General features: G+C 63.1%; 23 protein-coding genes. 8 read left to right on the top strand and 15 right to left on the bottom strand.

Annotation, left to right across the window (positions count from 1 at the left end; genetic code table 11):
• Positions 1-7 precede the first annotated feature (7 nt).
• The 4 genes from J2S32_RS03110 to J2S32_RS03095 all read left to right on the top strand — a co-directional run bounded on the left by J2S32_RS03110 (position 8) and on the right by J2S32_RS03095 (position 5,122).
• Positions 8-955: a DUF481 domain-containing protein gene (locus J2S32_RS03110; RefSeq protein ID WP_253515967.1), complete on the top strand. Its 948-nt coding sequence runs from the start codon at positions 8-10 to the stop codon at positions 953-955.
• A 2-nt stretch (positions 956-957) separates the two neighbouring features.
• Positions 958-2,082: a tRNA guanosine(34) transglycosylase Tgt gene (gene tgt, locus J2S32_RS03105; RefSeq protein ID WP_253515965.1), complete on the top strand. Its 1,125-nt coding sequence runs from the start codon at positions 958-960 to the stop codon at positions 2,080-2,082.
• A 25-nt stretch (positions 2,083-2,107) separates the two neighbouring features.
• Positions 2,108-2,869 (top strand): M50 family metallopeptidase, encoded by a 762-nt coding sequence (locus J2S32_RS03100; protein WP_253515963.1) that lies wholly within the window; start codon positions 2,108-2,110, stop codon positions 2,867-2,869.
• Between the two features lie 387 nt (positions 2,870-3,256).
• Positions 3,257-5,122 carry an alpha/beta hydrolase family protein gene (locus tag J2S32_RS03095; RefSeq protein WP_253515960.1) on the top strand — a complete coding sequence of 622 codons (1,866 nt, stop codon included), beginning with the start codon at positions 3,257-3,259 and terminating at the stop codon, positions 5,120-5,122.
• Between the two features lie 77 nt (positions 5,123-5,199).
• On the opposite strand, the gene rpsD is transcribed toward J2S32_RS03095, so the two are convergent.
• A complete protein-coding gene (rpsD, locus tag J2S32_RS03090) occupies positions 5,200-5,814 on the bottom strand; it encodes a 30S ribosomal protein S4 (protein WP_253515954.1) in 615 nt (204 codons plus the stop codon).
• Positions 5,815-6,019: 205 nt separating this feature from the next.
• Here rpsD and J2S32_RS03085 point away from each other — a divergent pair, with 205 nt between their 5' ends.
• Positions 6,020-6,337: a chorismate mutase gene (locus J2S32_RS03085; RefSeq protein ID WP_253515952.1), complete on the top strand. Its 318-nt coding sequence runs from the start codon at positions 6,020-6,022 to the stop codon at positions 6,335-6,337.
• Here J2S32_RS03085 and J2S32_RS03080 read toward each other — a convergent pair.
• The 14 genes from J2S32_RS03080 to J2S32_RS03015 all read right to left on the bottom strand — a co-directional run bounded on the left by J2S32_RS03080 (position 6,334) and on the right by J2S32_RS03015 (position 18,172).
• Entirely contained in the window at positions 6,334-6,630 is a 297-nt protein-coding gene (locus tag J2S32_RS03080) for a hypothetical protein (RefSeq protein ID WP_253515948.1), read from the bottom strand. The genes J2S32_RS03085 and J2S32_RS03080 overlap by 4 nt on opposite strands.
• Positions 6,631-6,753: 123 nt before the next feature.
• Positions 6,754-7,062 (bottom strand): hypothetical protein, encoded by a 309-nt coding sequence (locus J2S32_RS03075; RefSeq protein ID WP_253515945.1) that lies wholly within the window; start codon positions 7,060-7,062, stop codon positions 6,754-6,756.
• A gap of 86 nt (positions 7,063-7,148) precedes the next feature.
• Positions 7,149-7,877, bottom strand: coding sequence for an RNA methyltransferase (locus tag J2S32_RS03070; RefSeq protein WP_253515928.1), 729 nt, complete (start codon positions 7,875-7,877; stop codon positions 7,149-7,151).
• Complete coding sequence (gene nrdR / locus J2S32_RS03065) at positions 7,864-8,334, bottom strand: transcriptional regulator NrdR (RefSeq protein WP_253515924.1); 471 nt, start codon at positions 8,332-8,334, stop codon at positions 7,864-7,866. Before nrdR ends, J2S32_RS03070 begins: the two co-directional genes overlap by 14 nt.
• Positions 8,335-8,559 carry a hypothetical protein gene (locus tag J2S32_RS03060; RefSeq protein ID WP_253515921.1) on the bottom strand — a complete coding sequence of 75 codons (225 nt, stop codon included), beginning with the start codon at positions 8,557-8,559 and terminating at the stop codon, positions 8,335-8,337. It abuts the gene before it with no gap.
• 11 nt (positions 8,560-8,570) lie between these two features.
• A complete protein-coding gene (glyA, locus tag J2S32_RS03055; RefSeq protein ID WP_301298544.1) occupies positions 8,571-9,884 on the bottom strand; it encodes a serine hydroxymethyltransferase in 1,314 nt (437 codons plus the stop codon).
• A gap of 3 nt (positions 9,885-9,887) precedes the next feature.
• Positions 9,888-10,325, bottom strand: a complete 438-nt coding sequence (rpiB, locus tag J2S32_RS03050; protein WP_253515917.1) for a ribose 5-phosphate isomerase B — start codon at positions 10,323-10,325, stop codon at positions 9,888-9,890.
• Between the two features lie 73 nt (positions 10,326-10,398).
• Entirely contained in the window at positions 10,399-10,746 is a 348-nt protein-coding gene (locus J2S32_RS03045; RefSeq protein WP_253515914.1) for a response regulator, read from the bottom strand.
• Complete coding sequence (locus J2S32_RS03040; protein ID WP_253515903.1) at positions 10,737-12,149, bottom strand: sensor histidine kinase; 1,413 nt, start codon at positions 12,147-12,149, stop codon at positions 10,737-10,739. The genes J2S32_RS03045 and J2S32_RS03040 overlap by 10 nt, the downstream gene beginning before the upstream one ends.
• Positions 12,150-12,309: 160 nt before the next feature.
• Positions 12,310-14,328 carry an RNA polymerase sigma factor RpoD gene (gene rpoD / locus J2S32_RS03035; RefSeq protein WP_253515899.1) on the bottom strand — a complete coding sequence of 673 codons (2,019 nt, stop codon included), beginning with the start codon at positions 14,326-14,328 and terminating at the stop codon, positions 12,310-12,312.
• A gap of 52 nt (positions 14,329-14,380) precedes the next feature.
• Positions 14,381-16,237, bottom strand: a complete 1,857-nt coding sequence (dnaG, locus tag J2S32_RS03030; protein ID WP_253515896.1) for a DNA primase — start codon at positions 16,235-16,237, stop codon at positions 14,381-14,383.
• A gap of 36 nt (positions 16,238-16,273) precedes the next feature.
• Positions 16,274-16,975: a hypothetical protein gene (locus J2S32_RS03025; RefSeq protein ID WP_253515894.1), complete on the bottom strand. Its 702-nt coding sequence runs from the start codon at positions 16,973-16,975 to the stop codon at positions 16,274-16,276.
• Positions 16,976-16,979: 4 nt separating this feature from the next.
• Positions 16,980-17,723: a hypothetical protein gene (locus J2S32_RS03020; protein WP_253515891.1), complete on the bottom strand. Its 744-nt coding sequence runs from the start codon at positions 17,721-17,723 to the stop codon at positions 16,980-16,982.
• A complete protein-coding gene (locus tag J2S32_RS03015; protein WP_253515888.1) occupies positions 17,720-18,172 on the bottom strand; it encodes a GatB/YqeY domain-containing protein in 453 nt (150 codons plus the stop codon). The genes J2S32_RS03020 and J2S32_RS03015 overlap by 4 nt, the downstream gene beginning before the upstream one ends.
• Before the next feature lie 150 nt (positions 18,173-18,322).
• On the opposite strand from J2S32_RS03015, the gene carA reads away from it, so the two are divergent.
• The 3 genes from carA to carB are packed head-to-tail and all read left to right on the top strand — an operon-like array spanning position 18,323 to position 23,469.
• Positions 18,323-19,498, top strand: a complete 1,176-nt coding sequence (gene carA, locus J2S32_RS03010) for a glutamine-hydrolyzing carbamoyl-phosphate synthase small subunit (protein ID WP_253515886.1) — start codon at positions 18,323-18,325, stop codon at positions 19,496-19,498.
• A complete protein-coding gene (locus tag J2S32_RS03005) occupies positions 19,498-20,145 on the top strand; it encodes a hypothetical protein (protein ID WP_219148766.1) in 648 nt (215 codons plus the stop codon). Before carA ends, J2S32_RS03005 begins: the two co-directional genes overlap by 1 nt.
• On the top strand, positions 20,146-23,469 hold the full coding sequence (gene carB, locus J2S32_RS03000; RefSeq protein WP_253515884.1) for a carbamoyl-phosphate synthase large subunit: 3,324 nt from the start codon (positions 20,146-20,148) through the stop codon (positions 23,467-23,469). It begins immediately after the preceding gene.
• Positions 23,470-23,580 lie beyond the last annotated feature (111 nt).

The following is a 23,580-nucleotide window of genomic DNA, read 5'->3' as shown; positions in this document are numbered from 1 at the left end:
GCAGCCCATGCGCTTTATCCCGTTGATCTTTTCCACCCTGCTGGGCTGTGCCGCGACGGCCGTGCAGGCCGAGCTTCCCGATGGCGCGCGCGCGATGATCGATGCAGCCATAGCCAGCGGCGACGAGCAGAAGGTCGCTACAGTTATCGACCTCGCGCGTAGCACATGGCCCGAAGAACGCAGCATGATCGATGCGATCAACGACCAGTGGAAGATCACGCTGGCGGCGCGCCGTGCGGCCGAGGCTGAGGCGGAGCAAACCGCGCTGATCAACGCAGGCATGTTCGAGCGCTGGAGCGGCGAAGGCGAGCTGGGCGCTTTCCAGTCGAGCGGCAATACCGAGTCTGTCGGGGTGGTGGCCGCGTTGCGGCTCGATCGCGAAGGCATCGATTGGACCCATTCGATCAGGTTGCGCGCCGATTACCAGCGGCAGAACGGCTCCACCAGCCGCGAACAGTTCGCGGCTTCCTACGAACCGCGCTGGCAGTTCGACGAGAACATCTTCGCCTATGGTCTCGCGCAATATGAACGCGACCGGATCCAGGGCTTCTCCTCGCGCTATTCGGTGTCGGGAGGACTCGGTTATCGCGTAATCGACAATCCGGAGCTCAAGCTCTCGCTCAAGGCGGGCCCCGCCTACCGCGTGACGGATTTCACCGACGGAACCAGCGCGGATCGGATCGCGGGACTGGTCGGGCTCGATTTCGACTGGCAGGTGCTCGACCGCCTCAAGCTGACGCAGGATGTCGAGGCGCTGGCCGAAACCGGCGCCGAGGCAACGCTGATCTTCGATGGGGCCAACACAACGATCAATCTGGTGACCGGTCTCGATTTCGACGTCAGCAACCGGCTGCGTTCGCGCCTGTCGTACAAGGTTGAGTACGACAGCAACCCGCCGGCGGGGTCGGAAGGCACCGACACGCTGACCCGCGCCACCCTCATCTACGGCTTCTGACCATGAGCGAACGTTTCGCATTCAACATCCACGCTACCGATGGTGCCGCGCGCACTGGCAGCATCGCAATGCAGCGCGGCACGATCCGCACGCCTGCATTCATGCCGGTCGGGACCGCGGCGACAGTCAAGGCGATGAAGCCCGAAACCGTCCGCAAGACGGGCGCGGACATTATTCTCGGCAATACCTACCACCTGATGCTGCGTCCGGGGGCCGAGCGGGTGGCGAGGCTGGGCGGTCTGCATAAATTCATGAACTGGCAGCGCCCGATCCTGACCGACAGCGGCGGCTACCAGGTGATGAGCCTGTCCGAACTGCGCAAGCTGACCGAGCAGGGCGTCGAATTCCGCAGCCATATCGATGGCTCGAAACACATGCTCACGCCCGAGCGCAGCATGGAAATCCAGCGCCTGCTGGGCAGCGATATCGTGATGGCATTCGATGAATGCCCGCGCGCCGACCGCCCGCGTGACGAGATTGCGGCGAGCATGGAAATGTCGATGCGCTGGGCGAAGCGCAGCCGCGACGGCTTCGACGCGGGCGGCGAGCATGCCGCGCGGTCGGCGCTGTTCGGGATCCAGCAGGGCGCGCTCGACGAGGACCTGCGCCGGATCAGCGCGGACAAGCTCGCCGCTATCGGTTTCGACGGATACGCCATCGGCGGGCTCGCGGTGGGCGAAGGGCAGGAAGCGATGTTCGCCACGCTCGATTACGCGCCGGGCCAGTTGCCCGAGGATCGCCCGCGCTACCTGATGGGGGTGGGCAAACCCGACGATCTGGTCGGCGCGGTCGAGCGCGGAGTCGATATGTTCGATTGTGTCCTGCCCAGCCGCTCGGGTCGCAACGGCCAGGCCTTTACGTGGCACGGCCCGATCAATCTGCGCAATGCGCGCTTCGTCGAAGATCAGGAGCCGCTCGACAGCCGCTGCACCTGCGATACCTGCGGCACTTATACGCGCGCCTATCTGCACCATCTGGTCAAGTCGCAGGAAATCCTCGGCGCGATGTTGATGACCGAGCATAACATCGCGTTCTACCAGCAGCTGATGCAGGCGATGCGCGATGCAATCGCGGCCGGACAATTCGCGCAATTCGCCAGCGATTTCCGCCGCGACTACTTGCGTTGAGGCCGACGGGCGATAGGCTGCGGCGATGACCGATAATCCCCAGCCGCTCGTCGCGCCCGCGAAATGGGGCCTGCCCTATGCGGAGGACCACATGCAGCCGGCCATCCAACGCGAGCAGAGCTATATCCTCGCCTTCGCAGTACTGACGATTATCGCCTGGCAGACCGAGATCGGGACGCTGGCGCTGATGCCGTTTACGCTATTGGCGACCTGGTTCCACGAGATGGCGCACGGGCTGACCGCGATGCTGCTCGGCGCCGAGTTCGAGCGTCTGGTGATCTTTGCCAATGGCTCGGGATTTGCCGAATATTCCGGGAGTATGTGGGGCATCGGCCAAGCGATTGTCGCGGCCGCAGGGTTGCTGGGTCCGAGTATCGCGGGGTGCCTGATGATTATCGCCTCGCGTTCGCGGCGGGCCACCCGCTGGGTGCTGCTGGGTCTTGCGGCCGCGCTGGCAGTAACGACGCTGGTATGGGTGCGCTCGATCGCGGGATGGATCGTGCTGCCGCTATTCGCCGTCGCGGCGGGTTACATCGCGCTGCGCGGCAATGCGAAATGGCAACGCGTCGCGGTCGAGTTCCTCGGCGTGCAGGGCGCCGTGAGCGTATATCAGGACCTCGGCTATCTCTTCAGTCCTGGCGGTCAGCTTGGCGGGCAAGCCGTCTTGTCCGACACCGGCCGCATCGCCGATGCGTTGTTCCTGCCCTACTGGTTCTGGGGCGGGGCGATCACGCTCGCGATCGCCGCGATGGTGTGGAAATCGCTGCAGGTGGCCAGCCGCTACTGATGCAAAGCGCTCACGGTCCGGATGTGCGTCGAGCAGCAATATGTTCATGTTGGGCCTTCGTCTTGATGCCGCGGACGAGTGTTGCACCCATCCTTGTCCGGCGAAAGGACAAGTGAACCCCCTTCAAGCATGGGTTGAGCCCAAGGCGGTTGTCCATTTGGATAGGCGGCCATCGGGCCGCAATCAGGCCTTCTCTGAGGTTGCATTGATGCCACTGGTTGTTAGGCTTCGACGCATTATTACTTGAGGGGTCGTATTCATGAACAAGCTACTCGCGGGTGTCGCCGCCATTTCTTTTTGCGCGGCTGCCACGCCGCTCTCCGCAGAGACCGCTGAAGAAGACGCTACCGCCTTTGGCGCGCGGCAATCGGTGATCCATGCCAGCCTGTGCCTTCGGGTGACAAGCTTGCCTATGTCGCCAGCGTCGGCGCGGGCGGCGAAGCGCTTTACACGGTCGACCTTGCTGCGGGCACGCCGCCGCAACGCGCGCTTGCCGCACTCGATGTCATGAGCGATCTGGCCTATTGCAACTGGATCACCGAACAGCGCCTTGTTTGCCAGACGATTGTATCGCGCGAGGACGAGTCGATCGGGCGCTACATCTCGGCAACCCGCATGATTGCGGTGAATTCCGATGGCAGCGAACCAAACGTTATCGAGGGCGCCCGCTCGCTGCGGGCTCTGAGCCATACCTATTACGGCGGCGGGATCGTCTCGCTCAATGCCGAGAGCGACGACAGTTCGATCCTAGTTAGCCGGTTATATGGCAAGGAAAGCTCGCTCAACACACGCCTTGCCAATCAGAAGGACGGTCTTGGCGTCGTTTCGCACGATGTCGATACGGGGAGAGAAAAGCGTGTCGAAGCGCCGGACAAGGACGCTTTCGGATATATCGCGGACAGTAACGGCGTCGTTCGGATAAAAGGCACCGGTAACGCGACAGCGCGCGGTTACTCGAAGGATGTGCTGGCCTACTTTTACCGCGAGCAAGGGTCACAGCGCTGGCAGCCGCTTTCTCGGGCGGAGATCGACAGCCAGACCGTTGATGGATTTGAACCGCATGCTGTCGATGCAGCCGGTAATGTGGTGTACGGTTTCGATTACGGCGACCGGGGTTTTACCAACCTCTATTCGATTGCGCTTGATGGCAGCCTGGCGAAGTCGCTGGTGCTTTCCGCCGAGGGTGCCGATGTCGACGATCTGGTAACGATAGGCCGTCGCCAGCGCGTGATCGGTGCCAGTTTCGCGACCGAGAAACGCTTGGTCAAATATTTCGACCCCGGACTGCGCGATCTGGCTATTGCGCTGGGCAATGCACTTCCCGGCCAGCCCATGGTGAATTTCGTCGGTGCGAGCGAGGACGAGCGCAAGCTGCTGATTGTTACGGGGTCGGATGTCGATCCGGGCATGCTGTATCGCTTCAACCGCGATACCAACGAGCTGAGCCCGTTGTTGCCCGTGCGTGAGATGACCGAGGGGCGCAAACTGGCCGAGATGAAGCCGGTAACCTTTCCTGCCGCCGACGGAACGGTGATCCCCGGCTACCTCACACTGCCGACCGGGTCGGACGGAAAGAACATACCCGCCATCGTCATGCCGCACGGCGGCCCTTCCGCCCGGGACGAATGGGGCTTCGACTGGCTGGTCCAGTTCTTTGCCGCACGGGGCTATGCGGTGCTGCAGCCCAACTTCCGCGGCTCGACAGGCTACGGCAAGGCTTGGTTCGGCAAGAACGGCGTCAAGGCATGGCGTACCGCCATTGGCGATGTAAACGATGCCGGTCGCTGGCTGGTCTCGCAGGGGATTGCGAATTCGGAAAAACTTGCGATCGTCGGGTGGTCCTATGGCGGCTACGCAGCGTTGCAATCGCAGGTCGTGGATCCCGAGCTATACAAGGCTGTGGTCGCGGTCGCGCCGGTCACCGATTGGCGGCAGCTGATCGAGGAGGAGAGAATGTCCTCCAATTTCCGCCTCGTTCAGAAATTCGTCGGCGATGGACCGCATCTCGAACAGGGCAGCCCGATGCGCAACGCTCAGTCCTTCGCCGCACCTGTCTTCCTCGTCCATGGCACGGCCGACAACAACGTCGACGTCGAGCAGTCGCGCGATATGGAAGCGGCACTAAGGCGAGCGGGCAAATCCGTCGAGTATCTCGAATTCGAGGGCTTGGAACACTCGCTCCGCGATAGTGCAGCGCGCAAGGACATGCTGATGCGGATCGACGCGTTCCTCTCCACCAACCTGGGCTCCTGAGCCAAGCCATACCAACCACAAAGAAAAGGGCGGCCCCGCGAGGGACCGCCCTTTTTCTGTGTCGCTGCCGGTGAGGCTTAGCGCGAGTAGAATTCTACCACGAGGTTCGGTTCCATCGTGACCGGGTAGGGCACTTCGTCGAGCTTGGGCACGCGGGTGAAGGTCACCTTGTCGTTGCCGTCGGGAGCGACGTAGTCGGGAATGTCACGCTCGGGCAGGCTCTGCGCTTCGATGACCAGCGCCATTTCCTGCGCCTTCTTGCCGAGCGCCACAACGTCGCCGACCTTGACGCGGGCCGAGGCGATGTTGGTCTTCACGCCGTTGAGGAGGATGTGGCCGTGGCTCACGATCTGGCGGGCGGCGAAGATGGTCGGCGCGAACTTGGCGCGATAGACGACCATGTCGAGACGCTGTTCGAGCAGGCCGACGAGGTTCTGGCCCGTGTCGCCCTTCATGGCCGACGCTTCCTTGTAGGTGCGCTTGAACTGCTTCTCGGTGACGTCGCCATAATAGCCCTTGAGCTTCTGCTTGGCGCGCAGCTGCAGGCCGAAGTCGCTCATCTTGCTCTTGCGGCGCTGACCGTGCTGGCCGGGGCCGTAGGAACGCTTGTTGACCGGGCTGTTCGGGCGGCCCCAGATGTTTTCACCCATCCGGCGGTCGAGCTTGTACTTGGCGCTGGTGCGCTTCGTCATAGATATTCTCCAATTTGCTGGGCCATCCCATCGACGGCCATCAAACCCGGCATCACACCGCCGAACCGGGGGTTCGACGCGGCTTCCGCTTCACCGGGGTGCGGAGCCAATTTGCGAAGGCGCGCTCTTATCAAGATCGGGCTGCGCGTCAAGCGGTAACATAGGCGCTCGACAAGGCGGAGCAAGCGGGGCAGGGCGCTGCGCCATGACCCAGGATTACAAACTGCCCGACGACTGCACCGATATGCGCGACGTGCGGCGCGGCGTCGATGCGACCGACCGCGAATTGATGGATTTGCTCGAGCGGCGGTTCGGCTACATGCGCGCGGCGGCACGGATCAAATCCGACCGCAACGCCGTGCGCGACGAAGCGCGCAAAGCCGAAGTGGTCGGCAATGCGCGCTCCGATGCCATTCGCCGCAATCTTCCGGCAGATCCGCTTGGGCGGATATGGGAAGATTTGGTCGAAACCTCAATCGCTTACGAGCTGGTCGAGTGGGACCGGCTCCGCGAAGGAAACTAGCCAGCGGTGCTACGGGTGTTGCCCGTGCCGCTGCGATCCTGGTTTTCACGCGCGGCAGCGCTAGCGGCTTCGCGCTCGATCTTCCATGCGGCGTTAGTCTTGCAAACCCTCTTGCCGCCCAGGCGCGAGCCTACGGGCGGGGGCTGACGCTTGCAAACGATCGTGGCCGCATCCTTGGCGGCTGCACTGTCTTCGTCCCCGACTACGCCCTTTTCGCCATCCGCCAATGCGGGTGAGGGAAGCAGAAAGAGTGCTGCAGCGCCCGCAGCGATAGTCAGATACTTGGTATTCACATTTTCCTCCTGTGAGCCAGCCCATGGCATGGGCCATCGATAGGCAATCCGCGCCAGTCCACCCCAAGCGTGAGGCGCGGATTGCAAGATGCGAAAGCAGCCTATCGAGCCCAGCCGGGATTGTCAGGGATTATTTCTGATCCGCCCGCGCCGTTCGACATCATTCGCCGTTTCGCGTGTCGTCCGTTCCCATTCTTCCCACTTATAAACCGGCAGGCAGACCTCGCGACCAGGGATGCGCGTGCCAGCCTTGGGGGCCAGTTCACGACAAACGATGGTTTCGTCCTGGCGCTCCACCGCAGCGTCTTCGGCCTCATCGCTCAAAGCAACCTTTGCGGCCGCGTCGGGATTTTCGGAATTGTCCTGAGCAATCGCAGGAAATGTGAAGAATAGGGCGCCAGCAAAAAGCGCTATTGTGCCTGTATTTGTCATGTCTTGTCCTCTCACCTTCCGACCCTTGCAAAAGGAGGGCAGAAGAAGACTACCACAATATCGCGAAATCAAGAAATTAGAACGACCTAGTCTCTGGGTGGGCGCGCCAGAGAAGACAAAACCCCGCGCAGAGTGCGGACTTCGAGATGATTCCAGCCCGGCTTGGTGAGCACGCCGCGCAGCGTGCGGCGCGATGCTTCGGCGCGCGACTCGGGGAGGAAATAGCCCTTGGGTGCAAGCATGCCCTCGAGATGCGCCACCAGCCCGTCGAGCTCTTCTTGGGGGGCGGGGGGCAGGAGGTCTTCCTGCGTGGGCTGGACCAAATGCTCGTGCTTCGACCATTCATACGCGCACAGGATCACCGCCTGCGCGAGGTTGAGCGATCCGAATTCGGGATTGATCGGTACGGTTAGGATCGCGCGGGCCAGCGCTACGTCCTCGGTCTCCAGACCCGAACGCTCGGGCCCGAACAGGATCGCGCTGCGACCCTGCGCTGCGGCGATTTCCTGGCTCGCTTGCTCGGGCGTGACAACGGGCTTGGTGACACCGCGCTTGCGCACTGTCGTGGCATAGACATGCGCGCAATCGGCGACGGCTTCGGCAGTGGTGGCAAACACTTGCGCCTGGTCGAGCACGATGTCCGCGCCCGCCGCGGCAGGACCGGCAGCGGGGTTGGGCCAGCCATCGCGGGGCTCGACCAGCCGCATTTCGACCAATCCGAAGTTGAGCATCGCGCGCGCCGCCTTGCCGATATTCTCACCCAGCTGCGGGCGGACGAGGACGATTACGGGTTTGCGCGTATCAGCTTCGCTCATTGGCGGCCGCTTCCTGCACAGTGCTGGCAAATTCCTCGAAATCGCGCGCTTCGCTGAAGTCGCGATAGACCGAGGCGAAGCGGATATAGGCGACGCTGTCCAGGCCGCGCAGTCCGTCCATCACCATTTCGCCGATACGCTGCGAAGCAATCTCTGCCTCGCCCGCGGTTTCGACCTGGCGCTGGATCCCGCTGACCAGCTGATCGATGCGTTCCTGCGGAACGTCGCGCTTGCGGCAGGCGAGCGCAATCGACTGCTCGAGCTTGGTGCGATCGAAGGGCTGGCGGCGGTCGCCCGATTTGAGCACGGTGACCTCGCGCAGCTGGACGCGTTCGAAGGTGGTGAAGCGTGCGCCGCAGCTGGAACACTGCCGCCGCCGCCGGATCGAGGTGGAATCCTCGGTCGGACGACTGTCCTTTACCTGGCTGTCGTCATGCGCGCAGAAAGGGCAGCGCATTTACGGTCGGAGACGTTTGTAGAGCATGAAACCCGCGCCTGCGACGAGACCGATCGGCCAGGTCACGACGGGCAGCAGACCGCCCGCAATCGCGCCGACGGCCGCGCCGGTCAGGACCGGTTTGGTCGAAGGATGGTCGAGGCCCTTGGTAGCCATGTCCTTCACCTCGTCCTTGGCGTCGGAAAGAAGCTCGTGATCCTGGTGCTTGGGGTCGTGCTCGTCCATCGCTTGTCTCCTCAGCGCCCCGGATAGACGGGGAAGGCAGCGCACAGTTCGGCAACCTTGCCGCGCACCTGCTCTTCGACCTGGCCGTCGCCCTCGGGGCCATTGCGCGACATCCCATCTACCACTTCGCAGATCAGCGCGCCAATGGTTCTGAACTCGTCGGGCCCGAAACCGCGCGTGGTGCCCGCCGGCGTGCCGAGGCGGATACCGCTGGTCACGAAGGGGCTGCGCGTGTCGTAGGGAATGCCGTTCTTGTTGCAGGTCAGCCAGGCGCGGTCGAGCCCGGCTTCCGCGGCCTTGCCGGTCACGTCCTTGGCGGTGAGATCGACCAGCATGGAGTGGTTGTCCGTCCCGCCCGAGACGACGCGCAAGCCATTGGCCTCGATGCCTTCGGCCAGCGCGCGGGCGTTGTCGACGACGCGCCGCGCATAATCCTTGAAGTCGGGCCGCAGCGCCTCGCCAAAGGCCACAGCCTTGGCGGCGACGACATGCATCAGCGGGCCGCCCTGCATGCCGGGGAAAACCGCCATGTTGAACGGCTTGGTCAGCGCCTCGTCATTCCACAGGATCACGCCCGAACGCGGGCCGCGCAGCGATTTGTGCGTAGTGGTGGTCACGACATGCGCATGCGGGAAGGGATTGGGGTGGGCGCCGCCAGCGACGAGGCCCGAGATGTGGCTCATGTCGACCATCAGATAGGCCCCGACCTCGTCGGCCACCTTGCGGAAAGCGGCCCAGTCCCACACGCGCGAATAGGCAGTGCCGCCCGCAATGATGAGCTTGGGCTTGTTGGCCCTGGCGATCGCCATGACCTCGTCCATGTCGATCAGCTCGTTATCCTGGCGCACACCGTAGCTGACCGGATTGAACCACTTGCCGCTCATATTGACCGGCGAGCCATGCGTGAGATGACCACCCGAATTGAGGTCGAGCCCCATGAAAGTGTCGCCCGGCTGCAGCAGCGCAAGGAACACGGCCTGGTTCATCTGGCTGCCCGAATTGGGCTGGACGTTGGCGAATTCGCACCCGAACAACTGCTTGGCGCGGTCGATCGCCAGCGTTTCGATGACGTCGGCATAGTCGCAGCCGCCGTAATAGCGCTTGCCGGGATAGCCTTCCGCATATTTGTTGGTGAACACGCTACCCGTGGCTTCGAGAACCGCGGCGGAGGCGATATTCTCGCTCGCGATCAGCTCGATCTTGTCCTGCTGGCGGGCCAGCTCGTTGCGGATCGCAGCGTGGATCTCGGGATCGGCTTCGGCCAGCGTATCGTGCCAGAAGCGGTCCATCGGATCGCGCGCGGTGTCTTTTGCCTGGGTAGCCATAGATCAGATGTCCGGGTTGGAAAGCTTGTCAACGCGGCGCTGGTGGCGGCCGCCGGCGAAGGGGGTTTCGAGGAAGGCGGAAAGGCACGCCTTGGCCATGTCGCTGCCCGTCAGGCGCGCACCCATGGCGATGCAGTTCGCATCATTATGTTCGCGGGCGAGGGTGGCCGACAAGGGTTCCCCCACCAGCGCGCAGCGCATGGCGGGGTTGCGGTTGACGCTCATCGAAATGCCGACCCCGCTCCCGCACAGGGCGACGCCGCGCTCGGCGGTACCATCGGCGACGACGCTGGCCAGCTTGTAGCCGAAGTCGGGATAATCGACGCTGTCGGCGGTCTCGGGGCCAAGGTCGGCGACCTCGTGGCCCTGCTCGATCAACCAGTCGCGCAGCTCGGTCTTGAGATCGAGCGCGGCGTGGTCGGATGCTATGGCGATACGCATGCGCGCCCCATAGTCGTTTCCGCCGCGGCTCGCCACCTCCTTGTGGCGGTTGCCCACGCCGGATTGATAGGGGTCAGTTGTCGATCGCGATATCGCGGATGTCGTCCAGCACATAGGGCTTGGTTAGCGTGGTGACATCCGCCAGTTCTGCCGGGTGTTCGGCGTCGCCATAGCCGCTGGCGAAGACGAAGCGGACGCCCTTGCGCACAAGCTCGAAGGCGATGGGGTAGCTTTTCTTGCCATGCAGGTTGATGTCGAGAATGGCAAAATCGAACGCCCCAGCTTTGACCTGATCGAGCCCCTCTTCAAGCGAGCCCACGGCGACCACATCGGCGCCGTCCTCGAGGAGCATGTCCTCGAGCGAGAAGGCAATGATGGGTTCGTCCTCGACCACCAGGATTCGTTTGCCAGTCAGGGGCATAGAATGCCCTCGAGGCGGCAGTGCAGGCCGGCGGGTGCATAGTCGATCTCGGTGCGGCTCCCCGGTGTGCCGAGCCCGCGCTTGATGAGCCGCGATCCAAATCCGGTCCTGTCGGGCTTGGCGACCGTCGGGCCGCCGGTTTCGCGCCAATCGAGAACGAGCCGGCTGCCGTCGGTGCCCTGTTCGAGCGACCAGTGAATATCGACCGAGCCGCCCTCGGTCGAAAACGCGCCGTACTTCACCGCATTGGTGCACAATTCATGGATGACCATCGCCAAGGCGACAGCGGGCTGCGGCTCGAGACGGATATCCGGCCCGTCGAGCGTATAGCGGGACTGCCGGGTCCCGGCGGTTGCTTCGAGCGCACCCCGGACAATGGTTGCCAGATCGGCCGATTCCCACCGCCGTTCGGTCAGCAGGCTGTGCGCACTGGCCAAGGCCGCCAGCCGTTTGACGAAGATGTCGAGCTGGGGATTTTGCTTGTCACCCCTGAACGATTGCTGCGCCAGGCCCTGAACGACAGCCAGCGTGTTTTTCACGCGGTGGTTGAGTTCGTTGATCAGGATGCGCTGGCTTTCCTCGGCCACCACTTCCTCGGTGACATCATACCCCTGGACCAGCACGCCCTCGAAGCGATCCGGGCCGCGGATGGGCTGGAAAATGAATTCGAGATGCCGCTCGCGCAATTCATCGTCATCGCTGCTTTTCAGCAGGATCTTTTCGCGGCGTCCGAAATAGGGTTCGCCGGTGCTCATGACCCTGTCGAGCACTTCGACGAAGCCCTGTTCGGCGATTTCGGGCAGCGCCTCCGCCACACTCTTGCCTTCCAGTTCGCGCTCTCCGATCAGGCGGCGATAGGCGGCATTCGACATGACGAAGCGATGTTCCGGACCTGCAAGTACGGCCACGAAACCGGGCGCCTGTTCCAGCAAGGCGCGCAGCCGGTCCAATTCCTTCGATGCCCCGCGCCACCGCTCTTCGACCGCTTCGGCCCGGCGGACAACGCCCGCAGTATCGCGCTGTTCGATCTTCGTGATCTGGATGGGATGCTGGAGAATGTATTCGACGGCCCCGCCATCGTCGAGGATCGGAACCTGGGTCGTGCTCCAGATATGCGCATCCATGCCGCCCGAGGCATTGGGAATATCGTATTTTATGTGCGCGATTTCGTCGGGCTCACCCGTCTCGAGCACCCGGTCGAAGGAGGTCTGGAGTTGCTGGCGGCTCTCACCTTTGTTCGGGAATGCATCGAATACATGGCGGCCGACAATGTCGTCGCGCTCGCGATCCATGAGCTCGAGATAGGTTTCGTTTGCCCATCGTATATTCAGCTCGTGATCGAGCAGCAGATAGGGGTTCGGCGAGTGCGCGAGCACGAGCTTGAAGTCGATAGCCCTATCCAACGTCGATGATCCCCGAACACCGGCCGATTTCGCGACCGGGCCCCCTAGCATTTCTCCCCGCATGGCGCCTTAAAGCATTGGACGCCCAACGGTTCCCGGCAATCCGAAGAATTTACCGGTTGGGGTGATGGGCATGCGCTCCCGCAGGGTGCGCATGCGCTTACTGATCGAGGAACGAACGCATCTTGCGGCTGCGGCTCGGGTGCTTGAGCTTGCGCAGCGCCTTCGCCTCGATCTGGCGGATACGTTCGCGCGTCACACTGAACTGCTGGCCGACTTCCTCGAGCGTATGATCGGTGTTCATGCCGATACCGAAGCGCATGCGCAGCACGCGCTCCTCGCGGGGGGTAAGGCTGGCGAGCACGCGGGTGACGGTTTCCTTGAGATTGGCCTGGATCGCGGCATCGACGGGGATGATCGCGTTCTTGTCCTCGATGAAATCGCCCAGATGCGAATCTTCCTCGTCGCCGATCGGCGTTTCGAGGCTGATCGGTTCCTTGGCGATCTTCATCACCTTGCGCACCTTCTCGAGCGGCATGGAGAGTTTCTCCGCCATCTCTTCGGGTGTCGGTTCGCGGCCCTGGTCGTGCAGGAACTGGCGGCTGCAGCGCACCAGCTTGTTGATCGTTTCAATCATGTGGACCGGAATACGGATCGTGCGTGCCTGGTCGGCGATCGAGCGGGTGATTGCCTGACGGATCCACCAGGTTGCATAGGTGCTGAACTTGTAACCGCGGCGGTATTCGAATTTGTCGACCGCCTTCATCAGGCCGATGTTGCCTTCCTGAATGAGATCCAGGAACTGCAGGCCGCGGTTGGTGTATTTCTTGGCGATCGAGATCACGAGGCGCAAATTCGCCTCGACCATTTCCTTCTTGGCGATACGCGCTTCACGCTCGCCCTTCTGGACCATGTTCACGATACGGCGGAACTCTTCCAGCGCCATGCCGGTCTGGCTGGCGATGTCCGAGATCTCGGCACGGATGCGTTCGACCGCATCGCCTTCCTTCTCGGCGAAGGCCGCCCACTTCTTGTCCTTCTTGGCGCGTTCCTTGAGCCAGCTGTCGTCGAGCTCGTTGCCGATATAGGCATCGAGGAAATCGATCCGCTTGACCTTGTGGCGTTCGGCAAGGCGCAGCATCTGGCCGCCCAGCGCGGTCAGACGGCGGTTGAAAGCGTAGAGATTGTCGACCAGGAATTCGATCTTGGTCGCGTGGAACTGGACGCTTTCGACTTCGGCGGTGAGCTGTTCCGAAAGTGCTTCGTATTTCTTTTCCTTGGCGCGGGTGAACACCTCGCCCTTGGCCATCAGGTCGACGCGCTCCTTCTGGAGCTTCTCGAACTTGCCGAACAAATCGGCGATACGCGCGAAGCGTTCGATGGCATCCGGCTTGAGCGCGGCTTCCATCTGAGCAAGGGACATGGTGTTGTCCTCTTCCTCTTCGTCGTCACTCTTGGACGAACCTTCCTCGCCCTCTTCGCCGTTTTCTTCCGAATCCTCGTCTTCATCGTCGTCGCGAATCGTCGGACCGGCGGTTTCCTCGGAAATCTCGCCGTCGTCGTCTTCATCCTCGCCCGCTTCCATCTTCTCGGGCGGGGGTTCCTTCGACAGCATGGCATCGAGATCGAGGATCTCGCGCAGCTGCATTTCCTCGGCATTGAGCGCTTCGGACCACTGGATGATGGCGTGGAAGGTGATCGGGCTCTGGCACAGGCCCATGATCATCATGTCGCGGCCGGCTTCGATGCGCTTGGCGATCGCGATCTCGCCTTCGCGGCTGAGCAGTTCGACCGCGCCCATTTCGCGCAGGTACATGCGGACCGGGTCATCGGTGCGTTCGCCGGTGGCGAGCTTGCGCGTGGCGGTGGGCTTGTTGGCTGCGGCCTTGGTGTCTTTCTTGGCACCCGCTGCGATTTCCTCGACTTCGGAATCTTCCTCGGCCGCGGCTTCGGCTTCCTCGTCGCTTTCGACGATCTGCACACCCATGTCGGACAGGGCTGACTGGATATCCTCGATCTGGTCCGAACTCATCTCGCCCTGCGGCAGCGCGTCGTTAAGCTCGTCATAGGTGACGTAACCCTTGCGCTTCGCCTTGGCGATCAGCTTCTTGATCGAGGCTTCGTTGAGGTCGATCAGGGGAGCGTCGCCATCGTCCGTGGTCTTCGACTTGGTGGCCATAAAGATTTCTAATCCAGTCTAAAACTTCCAGCGGGCCGCGTTCCCGCCAAGATCATGTGTCCGATTCGCCGTCTGCTGCAGCTTTCCTACGTCCAAAACGCTTCAAACGCTCGTTCAGGGCCAGCAATCGCTCGCGCAATCGGCCCTGTTCGGCGATGGAGCCTTCCGGATCGCGTTCAAAGCGCGCTGTAGCCTCCGCCAAAGCGGATTCCAGCGCTGGCCTTTCGACCAGGAGCGACACGGCCTCGGCCAGATCCTCGCGCGCATCACCCGGGTCGATGCCTTCATCGAGGAAGGCGAATAAGGTTTTTGCCGGTGGGGCGGGAAGGCCTCGCTCGAGCGATATGGTCGATTGCGCGGACAAATCAAGCGTCTCGGCAGCTTCAAGCAGCGAATCGAGCGCCGGACCGACATTTTGGTCACGCCGCGCAAGGTCCGAAAGCGCGTCTTCGTGGCGCAGGATCTGGTCGGGAAACTTGACCAGTCCCGCGATCACCGCGCGGGTCAGCGAATCGCGCGCGCCGCCCGCCATCGCCCGCGTCAGGCTGTCGCGGGCTTCGGGCGACAAGCTGGGCGCGGGGGGCTTGAAGCCGCCCTTCTGCCACTCGCCGCGTGGGCGGAATTCGCGCGGCGGGCGCGGGGGGAAGGCATAGGCAGAGAACCGCTCGAGCAGTTCGCGTTTGTACAGCGCGCGGATATCGGGGTGCTGGATGCTGTCGACGTGATCGAGCAGCCGCGCCTTGAGCCCGGCCTTGTCCTCGGGCGAATTGAGCGGGGCCGCGGCCTTCTCGAAGTCCCACAGCGTATCGAGCAGGCTGGCCGGTTCGGCGAGCAATTGCTCGATTGCGCCGACACCCTGGTCGCGGATGACATCGTCGGGGTCCATCCCCGTGGGCAGGCGCACGATCGCCAGCGAATGCGCAGGGCGCAGCATCGGCAGGGCGCGCGAAATGGCGCGCATCGCCGCGCGTTGCCCGGCCTTGTCGCCATCGAAGCACAGGATCGGCCGTTCGACCTGGCGCCAGAGCAGCTCGATCTGGTTCTCTGTCAGCGCGGTCCCCAGCGGGGCGACCGCTTCGCGAATGCCTGCATTGGCCAGCGCGATGGCGTCCATATAGCCCTCGACCACGATCATCCGCCCGCTCTGCCGCGCGGCGGGCGCGGCGCGGTGCAGATTGTAAAGCGTGCGGCCCTTGTCGAACAGCGGCGTATCGGGGCTGTTGAGATATTTGGGCGCGTTGGGATTGGCTTCGCTGTCGAGGATCCGGCCGCCGAAGGCGATCACCCGCCCACGCGTATCGTGGATCGGCAGCATCAACCGGCTGCGGAAGCGGTCGTAGGGTTCCTTGTCCTGGACCGTGATCCGCATGCCAGCCTCGATCAGCATGGGTTCCTCGAACCGGCCCAGCGCGCGCTTCAGCGCCTGCCGGTCCTCGGGCGCATAGCCGAAGCCGAATTCGCGCACCGTCGCATCGGAAAATCCGCGCCGCCCGAGATAGCTGCGCGCCTGCGCCCCGTCCGCACCGCGCAGATTGCCCTCGAACCAGTCCTGCGCCGCAGCGGTCACATCGTGGAGGCTGGCGCGTTGCTCGGCGCGGCGGGCGGCCTGCCGATCGGGGGCGGGGACTTCCATCCCGGCTTCCGCGGCCAGTTCCTTCACTGCATCCATGAACGGCAGGCCGCGCTGGTCGGTCAGCCAACGGATCGCATCGCCATGCGCTTCGCAGCCGAAGCAATGGTAGAAGCCCTTCTCGTCATTGACGTAGAAGCTCGGCGTCTTCTCGTTATGGAACGGGCAACAGGCCTTGAACTCGCGGCCCGCCTTGGTCAGCCGCAGGGTACGACCGATCACCGCGGACAGCGTGGTCCGCATGCGCAATTCGTCTAACCATTGGGGTGACAGGGCCATAAGGTCGCAGACCTTATCGCCGGGATGCGGCCACCGCTAGCGCGCGGCGGAACCCTCCACAGGCTTATCCTCCGGCGGGAAGGGGCCGGTGGTCGCAACCTGCTGGCCGTCAAGTTCGAATAGATAGGCTTCCGCCGGACCCTGCGGTGCAGCGGTGGACTGCCACCACAGCGTGACCGTGCCGCCCGGCTGCCAGCCCGAGCCGCGCACCACGCGCCAGATCAGGCTGCCGTTATCATTGGTGATCGAAATCGCATCGGGATCGCCCAGCGCGGCGTCGGCCTCCGCTGTCGAATAGCCGACCGCCTGGTTGAACCCGGTCGCCGCGCGAAGCGTGCGGAACAGCGTGGGCGGGGTTTCGCGCAGGTCGGGAGCATCGGCGACAGGACCTTCGGCGACGTCTTCGGCGTCCACCAGCGTGATTGAATGGACGTAGGTGTAGACAGTGCCCACGGGCATTTCGCCGGGTTCGCACACAAGCGTGCCCGCGGGGCAGGCGACATAGCTGACCAGCGTGCCGATCTGGCGATTGCCCGCGCTGAGCACGGTTTCCACCTCGGATCCCTGCGGCCCGACGATCTTTGCGCCGAGCGTCGACAGATCGAGATCCGCGCCGACCAGCGTGCGCGGGGCCGCGATGGTCGGGGTGGGGGAGGGCGCGGGCGCAGGCTCGCTGTTCCCGCACCCGGCCATAGCCAGGCACCCCATGACGGTTGCGATTCCTGCGGCGCGGATCATGCGATTACCCTTCCGCGCCCGCTACGGCGGGTGCGTTGCAGGCGTTGGGCGCGCCGGGCGCATCGGCGGGGTAGGGGCCGCTGCCCGTGGCCTGCGCATAATTGGCGTCGATGGCATAGGCGGCCACGGGACCTGCGGGCGCGACGGTCGATTGCCACCAGAAGGTCAGCGGTTCGGCCTGCTCCCACTGGTCCCCGCCGTCGCCCGCACTGACGGTCCAGACCAGCGCGCCATCGTCGCAGGTGATGACGACATCGGCCTTGGCCCCGATCGCAGCCATCGCCTCGTCTTTCGAATAACCGGCCGCGCCGGTGAACCCGGTCGCCGGGCGCGTCATACGAAACGCGGTCGCGCGTTCGACGTCCGACGAATCATTGCCTTCGCCGCTGCCGGTCCCGGCTTCATTGTCCTCGCCCGGATAGACGACATGGACATAGGTATAGATCGTGCCTTCGGGCGCGGTTGCAGGATCGCATTCGGTCATGTCCGCAGGACAGGCGACGAAGCTGCGCATATCGGCGAAATTGCCTTCGGCGTTCGACAGCGCACTCGTCACTTCGGGACCCTGCGGTCCGACGATCTTTGCACCAAGATCGAGATCGAGGAATTCGCCTGCCTCGATATTGCGCGCGAGCGCCGCGGCCGCGCCATCGCTCTCCGCGTTTTCCAGATCGGTCGGCGGTTCATCGGCGGACCCGCAGGCGGCGAGCGCCAGCGAAAGGGGGAGGGCGAATACGATCTTGTTCATGATAGGGCTTCCTTCACCAGTCCGCTGGCCTTGCTCATATCCAGAGTAGCGCCGTGGCGGCCTTTGAGTTCCCCCATCACGCGGCCCATGTCCTTCATGCCATCGGCACCAAGGTCGGTCTTGATCTGCGCGATCGCGGCGCGGGTTTCGTCCTCGCTCATCTGCTGCGGCAGGAATTCCTCGATCACCGCCAGCTCGGCCTTTTCCTTGTCGGCAAGCTCCTGGCGGCCGCCATCCTCGTACATCTCGATCGATTCGCGGCGCTGCTTGGCCATCTTCATCAACAAATCGGTGATCATCGCCTCGTCGTCGGGCTTGGTGTCCGCGGTGCGCAATTCGATGTCGCGGTCCTTGATCTTCGCGCCGATCAGGCGGAGCGCGGCGGTGCGGTCCTTGTCCTTGGCCTTCATCGAGGTAACGGTTTCGGACTGGATTTTCTCGCGGAGCATGACGCCTCCTTGCACTAAGCTGTGGATGGTTCATACGTCCTGTAGAACAAGCTGCCGCAAAGCCAAGCGTTGCGCTTGACGGAACGCCAGCGCGTCTCTAGCCGCTGAGGCTTAGCAACATCGCTGGAAAACCATTTACCCGGAGCGCCCATGGCCCTGTCCGCATCTTCGCACGCGCAACCCTCAGGCGCGACGGGAGTCCTCGTGCTGGGCGACGGCACCGTTATCTGGGGCAAGGGCTTCGGCGCCACCGGCACTGCCGTCGGCGAGGTCTGCTTCAACACCGCGATGACCGGCTATCAGGAAGTGATGACCGATCCCTCCTACGACAGCCAGATCGTCACCTTTACCTTCCCGCATATCGGCAATGTCGGCGCGAACGAGGAAGACCACGAAAGCCGCGGCCTCGGCGCGGTGGGCTGCGTGGTGCGGCAGGAAGTGACCCCGCATTCGAACTTCCGCGCGCGAGATCAATTCGTCGAATGGATGAAGGATCACGGCAAGATCGGCCTGTCGGGCGTCGACACACGCGCGCTGACCCGCCGGATCCGCATGGCCGGCGCGCCCAATGCGGTGATCGCGTATAGCCCGCGCGGCGAATTCGACCTTCCGGCACTGAAGGCGCAGGCCGCCGAATGGAGCGGGCTCGAAGGTCTCGACCTCGTCCCCGGCGTCACCCGCGAGTCCAATGAAGACTGGACCGGCGGCCATTGGCAGCTCGGCTTCGGCTATGGCGAAGCCAAGGCCACCAAGCCGCATGTCGTCGCGATCGATTACGGCGCGAAGGACAATATCTTCCGCAATCTCGTGCAGGCGGGGGCCAAGGTCACTGTCGTGCCCGCGCGCGTCACGCTCGACGAAGTGCTCGCGCTGCAGCCCGATGGCGTGTTCCTGTCGAACGGTCCGGGCGACCCGGCAGCGACGGGCGAATATGCGGTGCCGGTGATCGAGGGGCTGCTCGAAAGCGACATTCCGCTGTTCGGCATCTGCCTCGGCCACCAGATGCTCGGCCTCGCAGCAGGCGCGAAGACCGCCAAGATGTTCCAGGGCCACCGCGGCGCCAACCACCCCGTCCAGCGCGTTGGGTCAGGTTGGAGCGAGAGCGAGGGCTTGGTCGAGATCACCAGCATGAACCACGGCTTCGCGGTCGATGGCGAGACCCTGCCCGAGGGGGTGGAGCAAACCCACGTCTCGCTCTTCGACGGCACCAATTGCGGGATTTCGATTAAGGGCAAAAAGGCCTTCGGCGTGCAGTACCACCCCGAGGCAAGCCCCGGCCCGCAGGACAGCTTCTACCTGTTCGAGAAGTTTGTGGGGATGCTCTGATGGCAAACTTTATTTCTCAAAAGGCGTTGGAAGACGCTCTGCTATTTGAACTTTTTGAACATGCGCAGGATAGTGATGATCCTATCAATGCTGACGGTTTGCGCGAAAGACTCCCCGTCAAATCGTCAGCAGTTCGCGTCGAAATGGCTTTGCTTGAATTAGATAATCAGTCTCTCCTTCATAACGAAACGAGCGACTACGAACTCAACGGATATAGCATCGTTAGAAAAGGTTATATCAAAGTAGAGCAGCAGCTTGCCGAACCTAGCAGTTACCTATCGAGATATGCGCTGAACAAAGGGGAGACCTTATCCCTTTCGACCTTGAATTACATCCCGGCTTCAGACCGGATAGTCACTAGGGCCGACAATCTCCCTCAAATTGAAGAGATCGAGGATCGGTTGGCTGCGCTTGAGGCAGAAATTCAGAAAAGCAATTCGGTTGAAGAGCTTCTGAATGAGCCCAAAGGCGCGATGCTGGCAGAAATCGACGCTGGCGAGGCGATGTTAAAGGGGGAGTCATTCCGCCTTAGCAAGTTGATTACCTTGATCGTGCCGCTGCTCAAAAAGCTCGCGGACAAGTTCTCCTCTGGCGCGATCGGAAAGCTAGCAAGCGATCTCATCGAAGCTCTTCTAAAGTTGATCTAAATGCCCAAACGCACTGACATCTCCTCGATCCTCGTCATTGGCGCAGGTCCCATCATCATCGGCCAGGCCTGCGAGTTCGACTATTCGGGCACGCAGGCGATCAAGGCGCTGAAGGAGGAGGGCTACCGGGTCATCCTGGTCAACTCCAACCCCGCCACGATCATGACCGATCCGGAAATGGCCGACGCGACCTATGTCGAGCCGATCACCCCCGAGATCGTCGCCAAGATCATCGCCAAGGAACGCCCCGACGCGGTGCTGCCGACGATGGGCGGGCAGACGGCGCTCAATTGCGCGCTGGCGCTGTTCAACGACGGCACCTTCGAGAAATACGGCGTGCAGATGATCGGCGCCGATGCCGATGCGATCGACAAGGCCGAGAACCGCCAGCGCTTCCGCGAGGCGATGGACAAGATCGGGCTCGAAAGCGCACGCAGCGGCGTCGCCAATACGGTGGACGAGGCGCTTGCGGTGCTCGAACGCACCGGCCTGCCGTCGATCATCCGCCCCAGCTTCACGCTGGGCGGCACCGGCGGCGGGATCGCCTATAACAAGCCCGAGTTCGAACGGATCGTGCGCGAAGGCCTCGAAGCCTCGCCCACCACCGAAGTCCTGATCGAGGAATCGCTCCTCGGGTGGAAGGAATTCGAGATGGAGGTGGTGCGCGACCGCAAGGACAATTGCATCATCATCTGTTCGATCGAGAATGTCGATCCGATGGGCGTGCATACCGGCGACAGCATCACCGTGGCGCCTGCGCTGACGCTGACCGACAAGGAATACCAGATCATGCGCACCGCCAGCATCAACGTGCTGCGCGAGATCGGGGTCGAAACCGGCGGATCGAACGTCCAGTTCGCGGTCAATCCGGAAGATGGCCGCCTGATCGTGATCGAGATGAACCCGCGTGTGTCGCGCTCGTCGGCGCTGGCATCGAAGGCGACCGGCTTCCCGATCGCGCGCGTCGCCGCCAAGCTGGCGGTGGGCTATACGCTCGACGAGATCCAGAACGAGATCACCGGCGCGACGCCGGCCAGTTTCGAACCGACGATCGACTATGTCGTGACCAAGATCCCGCGCTTCGCGTTCGAGAAGTTCAAGGGCGCGAAGAACGAACTGTCGACCGCGATGAAATCGGTCGGCGAGGTCATGGCGATCGGCCGCTGCTTTGCCGAATCGATGCAGAAGGCGCTGCGCGGTCTCGAAACCGATCTCGACGGGTTCAACCGGGTGACCGAGCTGGAAGGCGTGTCGCGCGACAAGATCGTCGCCTCGCTCAGCCAGCGCACCCCCGAGCGCATCCTCAAGATCGCGCAGGCCTTCCGCGAGGGGCTGAGCGTCGAGGATATCCAGCCGATCACCGGGTACGACCCGTGGTTCCTGCGCCAGATCGAAGCGATCATCTACGAAGAGAACATGATCGCGCATAACGGCCTGCCCAATACCGAGACCGAGATGCGCCGCCTCAAGGCGATGGGCTTTTCGGACAAGCGGCTTGCCACGCTGGCGGTGCGTTCGGTCGGCGTCGCGGGCGGGCTGGGCGAAACGCAGGCCAAGCGGTCGGGCCTGCTGCACGATGCACTGCGCGCGATGGCCGGCGCGACGAGCGAGCAGGAAGTGCGCAATCTGCGCCGCAAGCTTGGTGTCTATCCGGTGTACAAGCGGATCGACAGCTGCGCCGCCGAATTCGAGGCGATCACGCCTTATATGTATTCGACCTACGAAGCGCCCAGCTTCGGCGAGCCCGAGGACGAAGCGGACCCGTCCGATCGCAGGAAGATCGTCATCCTGGGCGGCGGGCCCAACCGCATCGGGCAGGGCATCGAGTTCGACTATTGCTGCGTCCACGCCTGTTTCGCACTGGCGGAGGCCGGGTTCGAAACGATCATGGTCAATTGCAATCCGGAAACCGTTTCGACCGATTACGACACCTCCGACCGGCTCTATTTCGAGCCGCTGACCGAGGAAGACGTGCTCGAGATCATGCGGGTCGAGATGTCGAAGGGCGAAGTGGTCGGCGTCATCGTCCAGTTCGGCGGGCAGACCCCGCTCAAGCTGGCCGCTGCGCTCGAACGCGAAGGCATTCCGATCCTCGGCACCAGCCCCGATGCGATCGACCTGGCCGAAGACCGCGAACGTTTTGCCAAGCTGATCAACAAGCTCAAGCTCAAGCAGCCGCTGAACGGCATCGCCAAGAGCCGCGACGAGGCCGCCGCAGTGGCGGCGCGGATCGGCTATCCGGTGCTGCTGCGTCCCAGCTACGTGCTCGGTGGCCGCGCGATGGAAATCGTCGACAGCGAAGCGCAACTCGACGACTATATCGCCACGGCGGTCAATGTCAGCGGCGACAGCCCGGTACTGGTCGACCAGTATCTGCGCGATGCGGTGGAATGCGATGTCGATGTCGTTTCCGACGGCACCGAAGTGCGGATCGCGGGCGTAATGCAGCATATCGAGGAGGCCGGTGTCCATTCGGGAGACAGTGCCTGCACGCTGCCGCCCTACAGCCTGCCGCAGGACATCATCGCCGAGATGGAGCGCCAGGCGACCGAACTGGCCGTGGCACTGGAAGTGCGCGGGCTGATGAATGTCCAGTTCGCGGTCAAGGAAGGCGAGGTCTATCTGATCGAGGTCAATCCGCGCGCCAGCCGCACGGTGCCTTTCGTCGCCAAGGCGATCGGCCGGCCCATCGCCAAGGTCGCTGCACGCGTCATGGCGGGAGAGCCGCTGAGCGCGTTCGAACCCTTCGACCTCAACCCCAACCACATGGCGGTGAAGGAAGCGGTGTTCCCCTTCGCGCGCTTCCCGGGTGCCGACCCGGCGCTATCGCCCGAGATGAAATCGACCGGCGAGGTGATGGGGATCGATCGCGGGTTTGCCGCCGCCTTCCTCAAGTCGCAGCTCGGCGCGGGCATGACCCCGCCGCAGTCGGGCACGCTGTTCGTGTCGGTCAAGGATACCGACAAGCCGCTGATCCTGCCGGCCGTGAAAACACTGCTCGACAAGGGCTTCCGCGTAATCGCCACCGGCGGCACGCAGCAGTATCTGGCGCAGCAGGGTCTCGCGGTCGAACCGGTCAACAAGGTGGCCGAAGGGCGCCCGCATATCGTCGATGCGATCATCGACGGCGCGGTGCAGCTGATCTTCAACACCACCGAGGGCTGGCAGTCGCTGCTCGACAGCAAATCGATCCGCGAAGCGGCGCTGGAAAAGAAGCTGCCCTACTACACCACGGCCGCCGCTTCGCTGGCCGTTGCGCAAGCAATCGCAGAGGTTTCGCCGGACCAGCTTGAAGTACGTTCGTTGCAAGACTATTATAGCTGACGAAAAACACGCTCCCCCTCCCGACATTCGAACCGCTTGTGTTCCGCAATCCGGCGGACCGGGTTCGAATTGTCCCCGGGGGGTCAGCCGGAACAGGAAGGACAAGAGCCC

Source organism: Qipengyuania citrea (genome assembly GCF_024171405.1).
Lineage (GTDB): Bacteria > Pseudomonadota > Alphaproteobacteria > Sphingomonadales > Sphingomonadaceae > Qipengyuania > Qipengyuania profunda.
This window is presented reverse-complemented; position numbering and strand designations above follow the sequence as displayed.